Here is a 7,669-nt window from a genome sequence, read left to right as displayed (position 1 = left end):
TTCGCTGTTATGACTTCGGGGGGTCCCGCCCGTTAGGGTCATGCACGCCTTAGGGGCGGGGGTGTCTGTGGTTGGGGGCGCCCGGCCCGGGCGCCCCCCGCGGCGGCCCGCGACGAGCGGTGACCGGGCCGTCGGCGGCGGGCCGGGCCCTGTCCGGCCCTAGTGCACGCCGAGCCAGGACTTGATCGGCGTGATCGCGAAGTACAGCACGAACACCCCGGTGAGGATCCACATCAGCACGCCGGGCTCGCGCCAGCGCCCGACCCCGGCCTTGATGACCGTGTACGAGATGACGCCGGCCGCGACGCCCGCGGTGATGCTGTAGGTGAACGGCATCAGCGCGCAGGTGAGGAAGGCCGGGATGGCCACCTCGCGGTCGGACCAGTCGATGTGCCGGGCCTGGCTCATCATCATCGAGCCGATCACGACCAGGGCGGCGGAGGCCACCTCGACCGGGACGACGCCGGCGATCGGCGAGAAGAACAGCATCAGGGCGAACAGTCCGCCGGTGACGGCGGAGGCGAGCCCGGTGCGGGCGCCGTCGCCGACGCCGGTGGCCGACTCGACGAAGACGGTCTGGCCGGAGGCGCCCGCCAGTCCGCCGACCGCGCCGCCGGCGCCGTCGATGAACAGGGCCTTGGAGAGGCCGGGCATCCGGCCCTGCCTGTCGGCGAGTCCGGCTTCGGTGCCGACGCCGATGATGGTGGCCATCGCGTCGAAGAAGCCGGCCAGTACCAGGGTGAAGACCGCGACCGAGGCGCTGATCGCGCCCATGCCCTTGCCCCCGAAGGCGCCGAACAGGTCGACGTGGCCGAACAGGCCGAAGTCGGGGGCGGAGACGGGGCTGCCGGGCCACACCGGGACGGAGTTCTTCCAGGCGGTGGCGGGCACGTTCGCGGCCTTGTTGACGATCACGGCGAGCACGGTGCCGCCGGCGATGCCGATCAGGATCGCGCCGCGGACGCCGCGGGCCATCAGCACGAAGATCGAGAGGAGGGTGACGCAGAAGACCAGGACCGGCCAGCCGGCCAGCTCACCGGTGGGGCCGAGGGACAGCGGGGTGGGGCCGCCGGTGTGCATGAAGCCGGCCTTGTAGAGGCCGATCACGGTGACGAACAGGCCGATGCCGATGGTGATGGCGTGCTTGAGCGGCAGTGGGATGCCGTTCATGATCTTCTCGCGCAGTCCGGAGACCACCAGCAGCACGATCAGCAGGCCGTAGATCACGCACAGGCCCATGGCCTGCGCCCAGGTGGTGTGCGGGACGACCAGGGCGGAGACCGCGCCGGAGACCGAGAGGCCGGCGGCGAGGGCGAGCGGGACGTTGCCGACCACGCCCATCAGGATGGTGGTGACCGCTGCCGCCAGGGCGGTGGCGGTGGTCAGCGCGGCGTGGTCCAGCTTGACGCCGGTGACGTCCGCGCCGCTCAGGATGAGCGGGTTGAGCAGGATGATGTACGCCATCGCCATGAAGGTGGTGAGACCACCGCGCAGCTCGTTGGCGAGCGTCGAGCCCCGGGCCGAGATCTTGAAGTAGGCGTCCAGGGCGCCGTTCGGACGGGGGTCCGGGGCCGACGGGTGGCTGTCGTCCTCGGTGGGTCTGTCTTCGGTGGTGCCGGGCTCCGTGGGGATCCTGGGCATGTCCACTCCCAAGTGTCAAAGGGGGTTGGGGTGGGCGAGCCGACCTGACTGCCGGTCAACGAAGCGGCGTAGGGGGACGTATCGACTCACTGGGGCACTCGGAAGGGGGGCGAGTGCCCGGCGGTGCATTCGCGGGTGGTGCGGTGGTGCGCACCGCTGCGTGACCCCGGCGTGGGAAGGGGCAGCGGGTGTGGGGTGGTGCCCCCGGGGCGGCGGGGAAGACTGTCGCCGCCCCGGGGAAGCGTGAACGGCCGGTCTCAGCCGGGCTGTTCGGTGGTGAGGTGCTCCGGCCGGACCGGGATCCGGTTGAGTGCGAGACCGGTGGCGTTGCGGATGGCGGCCACGATCGACGGCGTCGCGGAGACGGTAGGAGCCTCGCCGACCCCGCGCAGCCCGTACGGCGCGTGGGGGTCGGGCAGTTCGAGGATCTCCACCGGGATCGGCGGGGTGTCCAGGATGGTGGGGATCAGGTAGTCGGTGAAGGAGGCGTTGCGGACCTTGCCGTCCCGCACGATGATCTCCTCCATCACCGCGAGGCCGAGCGCCTGGGTGCAGCCGCCCTGGATCTGGCCGACCACGGAGAGCGGGTTGAGCGCCTTGCCGACGTCCTGGACGGCGGTGAGCTCCACCACCTTGACCAGGCCCAGCTCCACGTCCACGTCCACCACCGCGCGGTTGGCGCAGAAGGTGTACTGGACGTGGCCGAAGCCCTGGCCGGTCTCCTTGTCGAAGGGCTGGGTCGGCCGGTGGTGGTGCTCGCGGGTGAGGTCGATGGCCTCGTCCCCGAGCAGGTCCACCATGGAGACCAGCACGCCGGCGCTCTCGGAGACGACCTTGCCGCCGGCCAGCGCGATGTCCTTGTGGGCCCAGCCGTAGCGCCGGCGGCCCTTCTCGATCAGCTCCCGCCGGACGGCCTCGGCGGCCAGCTTCACGGCGCCGCCGGTCATGTACGTCTGGCGTGACGCGGAGGTCGAACCGGCCGACCCCACCTCGGTGTTGGCGGGGTGGATGGTGACCTGCTCGACGCCCAGCTCGGTGCGGGCGATCTGGGCGTGCACGGTGACGCCGCCCTGGCCGACCTCGGCCATCGCGGTGTGCACCATGGCGACCGGCTCGCCGCCGATGACCTCCAGCCGCACCCGGGCGGTGGAGTAGTCGTCGAAGCCTTCGGAGAAGCCGACGTTCTTGATGCCGACCGAGTAGCCGACGCCGCGGACGATCCCCTCGCCGTGCGAGGTGTTGGACAGCGCGCCGGGAACCTGGCGCACGTCCAGGTGCTCGGTGTCCAGCGGCGGCGGCAGCGGCATGTCCTTGACGCGGCGCAGCAGTTCGGCGACCGGGGCCGGCGAGTCGATCCGCTGGCCGGTGGGCATGACGTCGCCCTCCGACATCGCGTTCAGCTGCCGCAACTCCACCGGGTCCATGCCCAGTTCGACCGCCAGCTTGTCCATCTGCGACTCGTAGCCGAACGCGGCCTGCACCGCGCCGAAGCCGCGCATCGCGCCGCAGGACGGGTTGTTGCTGTAGAGCGCGATGGCGTGCATCCCGACGTTCGGGATCACGTACGGGCCGTGCCCGAGCGAGGCGGCGTTGCCGACCACGGCGGGCGAGGCGGAGGCGTAGGCGCCGCCGTCCAGCACGATCCGGCAGTCGGCGAAGACCAGCTTGCCGTCGCGGGTGGCGCCGTGCTCGTAGTGCATCTTCGCCGGGTGGCGGTGCACGTGGCCGTAGAAGGACTCGTCCCGGGAGTAGACGATCTTGACCGGCTTGCCGGTGTGCTGGGCCAGCAGGCAGGCGTGGATCTGCATCGAGATGTCCTCGCGGCCGCCGAAGGCGCCGCCGACGCCGGCCAGGGTGAGCCGGACCTTCTCCTCGGGCAGGTCGAGCACCGGGGCCATCTGCTCGCGGTCCACGTGCAGCCACTGGGTGGCGATGTAGAGGTCGATGCCGCCGTCCTCGGCGGGCACGGCCAGGCCGGACTCGGGGCCGAGGAAGGCCTGGTCCTGCATGCCGACCTCGTAGTCGCCGCTGACGATGACGTCCGCCAGCGCCCGCACCTCGTCGGTCACGCCGAGGCCGGAGACCAGCTTCTGCTCGTGGCAGATGTTGCCGTACGCGTGCGACTTGTACTCGTGCGGCTCGTGGACGTAGCCGTGGGTCTCCGGGTCGAGGCACTGCTCCTCGGTGACGATCGGGGTGAGCACCTCGTACTCGACCACGATCTTCTTCACCGCGCGGCGGGCCGTCTCGGGGTGGTCGGCGGCGACCAGCGCGATCGCCTCGCCGTGGTACCGGATCTTGTCGATGGCCAGGGCCGGCTGGTCCTGGATCTCCAGGCCGTAGTACTTCGAGCCGGGGATGTCCTCGTGCGTCAGCACCGCGTACACGCCGGGCACCTTGAGCGCCTCGGAGATGTCCACCGAGAGGATGGTGGCGCGGGGGTGCGGCGAGCGCAGCGCCATGCCCCACAGCATGTCCTCGTGCCACATGTCCGAGGAGTAGGCGAACTCGCCCCTGACCTTCAGGTTGCCGTCCGGGCGCAGCGGCGAGCCGCCGATGCCGTCCTTGGACGCCTGGTTGATGTTCTGCAGGTTCTTCTGGCCCTGGATCGTCCGGGTGCTCATTCCGTCACGGCCTTTCCGGAGCACTTGCGGGCCGAGGCGAGCCGCACCGCGTCCATGATCTTCTCGTAGCCGGTGCAGCGGCACAGGTTGCCGGACAGCGCCTCGCGGATGTCGTTGTCGCTCGGCTGGGCGTCGTGCTCCAGCAGGGCGTCGGTCTGCACCAGCAGGCCGGGGGTGCAGAAGCCGCACTGGACGGCTCCGGCGTCGATGAACGCCTGCTGGACCAGGCCCAGTTCGCCGTTCTCCTCGCTCAGCCCCTCGACCGTGCGGACCTCGCGGTCCTGCACCTGGCCGGCCGCGACCAGGCAGGAGCAGACCGGGACGCCGTCCAGGTAGACGGTGCAGGAGCCGCACTCGCCCTGCTCGCAGGCGTTCTTCGAACCCGGCAGGCCGACCCGCTCGCGCAGGACGTAGAGCAGGCTCTCGCCCTCCCACACGTCGTCGGCCTCGACCTGCTTGCCGTTGGCGGTGAAAGTGACCCTCATGCCGCGCTCCTGATCTGCTTGCCGTAGTCGTTCCAACACCAGGTGAGGGTGCGGCGGGCCATCACGGCCAGGGAGTGGCGCCGGTAGTCGGCGGTGCCCCGGACGTCGTCGATCGGCGAGGCCGCGGCCTTCACCAGCTCGCCGAACCGCTGGATCACCTCGGTGCCCAGCAGGTCGCCGGACTCCCAGAGCCCGCGCTCGGCGAGCACGCCCTGCAGGTACTCCTCGGCCTCGACGGCGCGGCGCGGGGTGGGAGCGGCCGACCCGATGCCGGTCCCGACGGTTCCGTTCTTCGGGTGGAGGGCGAAGCCGAACGCGCAGACCGCGATCACCATGGCGTTGCGGGTGCCGATCTTCGAGAACTGCTGCGGGCCGTCCGCCACCGGGATGTGCACCGCCCGGATCAGTTCGTCGGCCTCCAGGCTGTTGCGCTTCACGCCGACGTAGAAGTCGTCGATCGGGATCATCCGGGTGCCGCGCACCGAGGACGCCTCGACGAACACGTCCCGCCCGGCCGCCAGCAGCGCGGGGTGCGCGTCACCGGCCGGGGAGGCGCCGCCGAGGTTGCCGCCGACGCCGCCGCGGTTGCGGATCTGCGGCGAGCCGACGGTGCGGGACGCCAGGGCGAGACCGGGCAGCGGCCCGGACAGCTCGTCGATGATCCGGGTGTACGGGACCGAGGCGCCGAGCTGCACGACGCTGCCGTCGTCGGACCATTCGGTGAGCTCGGTGATGCGGTTCAGATCGAGAATCGCGGATGGCCGGTGCACGTCGAAGTTCATCTCGACCATGACGTCCGTACCGCCCGAGATGGGCAGCGCGGTCGGGTTCTCAGCCTTCGCCGCGAGTGCCTCGTCCCAGGTGGCGGGCCGAAGGAACTCCATGCGGGTGTCTCCTCAAGTCGTCGCCCGCCGGGTGTCCGGCGGCGTGTCGCCCAGTGAACCCCTGTGACGCGGCCCACTGGCAGTCACTGATGGCATGAAGCCCCGGCTGTGGTCCCGCCCGGCATCCTGTACGTTCCTCTAAGGAGCAGAATCTCGCAGCCCAGGTGTTCGCCGAGTGCTACCTACGACCGTAATCCGGCCGTGACGGACGGGCTACGGGCCCGTGACCCGGCCGCCCGCTGGTACGTGACACCGAGCACGGATGTTCGGGCACACTGTGACCCCCGGACCGAAGGGCCGGCCACCCGTCCGCCCTCGATCTCCCTCCCGATCACCCCCACGATCGCCCCGATCCCGCCCCAAAGGAGTCCGCGGATGCGTGTCCGTGACCTGCTCGCCCCCGGCGCCCCGCGACTGCGCCTGCTGGCGGCCGAGGAAGAGCTGGACCGGCAGGTCAGCGGCGTGATGACGACGGACCTGCAGGACCCCGGCCGTTACCTGCACGGCGGCGAACTCGTGCTCACCGGCATGCTCTGGCGCACCGTCCCGGCCGACTCCGAGCGCTTCGTACGGACCATCGCGGCGGGCGGCGCGGTGGCCCTCGCGGCCGGCGAGGCCGAGGTCGGCCCGGTGCCCGACGACCTGGTCGAGGCCTGCCGCCGGCACCGGATGCCGCTGCTCGCCGTGCCCGACGACATCGCCTTCGGCACCGTCACCGAGTTCATCGGCCGCCAGGTGTCCGCCGACCGCGCCGCCGACCTCGCCGCCCTGGTCGACCGGCACCGGCTGCTGGTCTCGGCCGCCGGCGGCGGCGGGCTGGACGCCGTCCTCGACCTGCTCGGCGGCGACCTCGACCTGGACTGCTGGGTGCTCGCCCCCACCGGCGCGGTGATCGCCGGTCCCGCCGACCGCCTCTCCGCCGAGGACCGCGACCAGCTGGTCCGCGCCCACCTCTCCGCCCAGCGCCAGCGCCGCCGCCCCCCGCACCGGGCCCGCCTGGCCGGCGGCTCCTACTCGCTGCTGCCCGCCGCGGCCTCCACCGAGCACGAGGGCCCGCAGTCCGCCACTCCGCTGGCCGACTGGATGCTCGCGGTGGCCGGCGACATCACCGAGTGGACCACCAAGCGCCAGCAGCTCGCCGAGAACCTGGCCCGCCTGGTCGCCGCCGAGCGCCACCGCCGGGACGAGGGCCGCCGGCTGCGCCGCCGCCTCGCCGACGAGGTGCTCGCCCTGCTGCGCCGCGACGCCGACCCGGCCGAGATCAGCCGCACCCTGTACGCCTCCTCGGCGATGGCCGCCCGCTACGAGAACCCCGAGCCCAAGTCCCGGGCCGAGGGCGACTCCTGGCTGGTGCTCAGCGCCGAGGGCACCGGCCTGCCCGAGGGCACCGTGCGGGCCGTCCTGGAGGAGGCGCTCGGCGTCACCTCCGACCGCGCCCTGGTCGCCGGGACGGGCACCGGTGCCGTCGTGGTGCTGCCGGCCCTGGACGGTCCGGTGCCCGCCGACACCGTGCGGGACCTGCTCGCGCCGCTGGAGGCCGGGCTCGGCTCCGAGGGCCGGATCACCCTGGGCGTCTCCGCGCCCGCCTCCGAGGCCGGCGGCCTGCGCGGCGCCCTGGAGGAGGCCCGGCACGCCCGCCGGATCGCCGCCTCCCGGGTCGGCCGGGTCTGCGTCGCGGGGCCCGAGGAGCTCGCCTCGCACGTCCTGCTGCTGGCCGCCGTCCCGGACGAGGTGCGCCGCGCCTTCCGCAGCCGGCTGCTGGACAAGGTGATCGCGTACGACATCGAGCACCAGGCGGACCTGGTCCGCACCCTGGAGGCCTTCCTGCGCTCGGACGGCTCCTGGACCCGCTGCGCCGGGCAGCTGCACGTCCACGTGAACACCCTGCGGTACCGGATCGGCCGGATCGAGGAGCTGACCGGGCGTGACCTGTCCCGGCTGGAGGACCGGGTGGACTTCTACCTGGCGCTGGAACTGGCCTGACGGATCATCCGGCACGCACGAGGGCCCGCCGCGATCGGTGTCGCGGCGGGCC

General features: G+C 72.2%; 5 protein-coding genes. 1 reads left to right on the top strand and 4 read right to left on the bottom strand.

Annotation, left to right across the window (positions count from 1 at the left end; translation table 11 throughout):
* Window positions 1-159 precede the first annotated feature (159 nt).
* From ACFV04_RS17785 to ACFV04_RS17770, 4 genes are all read right to left on the bottom strand, one after another.
* Window positions 160-1,641 carry an NCS2 family permease gene (locus ACFV04_RS17785; protein WP_380529976.1) on the bottom strand — a complete coding sequence of 494 codons (1,482 nt, stop codon included), beginning with the start codon at window positions 1,639-1,641 and terminating at the stop codon, window positions 160-162.
* 257 nt (window positions 1,642-1,898) lie between these two features.
* Window positions 1,899-4,265: a xanthine dehydrogenase subunit D gene (pucD, locus tag ACFV04_RS17780; protein ID WP_380529974.1), complete on the bottom strand. Its 2,367-nt coding sequence runs from the start codon at window positions 4,263-4,265 to the stop codon at window positions 1,899-1,901.
* On the bottom strand, window positions 4,262-4,750 hold the full coding sequence (locus ACFV04_RS17775) for a (2Fe-2S)-binding protein (protein ID WP_380348994.1): 489 nt from the start codon (window positions 4,748-4,750) through the stop codon (window positions 4,262-4,264). The genes pucD and ACFV04_RS17775 overlap by 4 nt, the downstream gene beginning before the upstream one ends.
* A complete protein-coding gene (locus tag ACFV04_RS17770; RefSeq protein ID WP_380529972.1) occupies window positions 4,747-5,634 on the bottom strand; it encodes an FAD binding domain-containing protein in 888 nt (295 codons plus the stop codon). Before ACFV04_RS17770 ends, ACFV04_RS17775 begins: the two co-directional genes overlap by 4 nt.
* Before the next feature lie 375 nt (window positions 5,635-6,009).
* Here ACFV04_RS17770 and ACFV04_RS17765 point away from each other — a divergent pair, with 375 nt between their 5' ends.
* Window positions 6,010-7,617: a PucR family transcriptional regulator gene (locus ACFV04_RS17765; RefSeq protein WP_380348998.1), complete on the top strand. Its 1,608-nt coding sequence runs from the start codon at window positions 6,010-6,012 to the stop codon at window positions 7,615-7,617.
* Window positions 7,618-7,669: the final 52 nt, after the last annotated feature.

Source organism: Kitasatospora sp. NPDC059599 (genome assembly GCF_042735125.1).
Taxonomy (GTDB): Bacteria; Actinomycetota; Actinomycetes; order Streptomycetales; family Streptomycetaceae; genus Kitasatospora.
This window is presented reverse-complemented; position numbering and strand designations above follow the sequence as displayed.